The sequence below is a fragment of the Alcanivorax sp. HI0044 genome (assembly GCF_001634945.1).
The window spans coordinates 1-898 of sequence record NZ_LWEZ01000107.1 but is presented as its reverse complement, the minus strand read 5'-3'; the positions used below and the strand labels follow the sequence as shown (position 1 = coordinate 898).

Annotated in this window: 2 protein-coding genes; one reads left to right on the top strand and one right to left on the bottom strand. The window is 59.0% G+C overall.

Features of this window, described 5'->3' with window-relative positions; all coding sequences use genetic code 11:
- A partial coding sequence (locus A3730_RS01240) for a DUF2189 domain-containing protein (protein ID WP_156500749.1) occupies positions 1 to 427 on the top strand: 427 nt, incomplete at its 5' end.
- 57 nt (positions 428 to 484) lie between these two features.
- Here A3730_RS01240 and A3730_RS01235 read toward each other — a convergent pair.
- On the bottom strand, positions 485 to 898 hold a 414-nt coding region (locus tag A3730_RS01235; protein WP_304439449.1), incomplete at its 5' end, for a vitamin B12 dependent-methionine synthase activation domain-containing protein.

The window sequence follows — 898 nt, the reverse complement described above, 5'->3', positions numbered from 1 at the left end:
TCTGGTAGTGGTGTTTCTGGTGTGGGCCCGGGCGGCGAATCTGATTTATATCTTTTACCCGGTTAATGAGTGGCACCTGGAGAATGTACTGCTGTTCTTCGGGGTGGGCAGCAGTGTGGGCGCCTTGTTCTGCGCCATCGTTTTCACCGCCAGCGTGTTTTCACTGCCCATGATCATGGATCGCAAGACGGACATGGTGACCGGGGTGATTACCAGCACCAACGCGGTGCTACGCAATAAACCGGCGCTGTTTGTGTGGGCCTGCCTGATTGGTGTTTGCCTGCTGGTGGGCTTGTTAACGGCCTACCTGGCGCTGGTGGTGCTGCTTCCGGTGCTTGGCTATGCCACCTGGCATGCCTACCGCGAAGTGATTGATGCCAGCGTATGGGAGCCGCGCTTTACGCTTCCTGCTGAGGATGCAGATTGAATGCGGGAACCGCCTTTCCGGCAACGATCCCCGCATTTCTCTGAACAGCCTGAGGGCCTAGTCCTCGTCCATGTAGCCCAGCAGGTGGGGCACCATCCGTTCGATCTCCTTGCGTGTCATGCCTTTGCGTGCGGCGTAGTCGTCCATCTGGTCCTTTGCCAGTTTGCCGGTGCCGAAATACTTGGCCTGTGGGTGGGAGAAGTACCAGCCGGATACAGCCGCAGTGGGCAGCATGGCGTAGCTTTCGGTTAGCGTCATGCCGGCATGGGTTTCCGGGTCCAGTAACTGCCACAGCAAGGCTTTCTCTGTATGGTCCGGGCACGCCGGGTAACCCGGGGCAGGGCGGATGCCTCGATATTTCTCGCTAATCATGTCCTGGTTGCTCAGTGCCTCATCGCTGGCGTAGCCCCAGTAGTCCTTGCTCACTTTTTCGTGCAGGCGCTCGGCGAACGCTTCCGCCAGCCGGTCAGC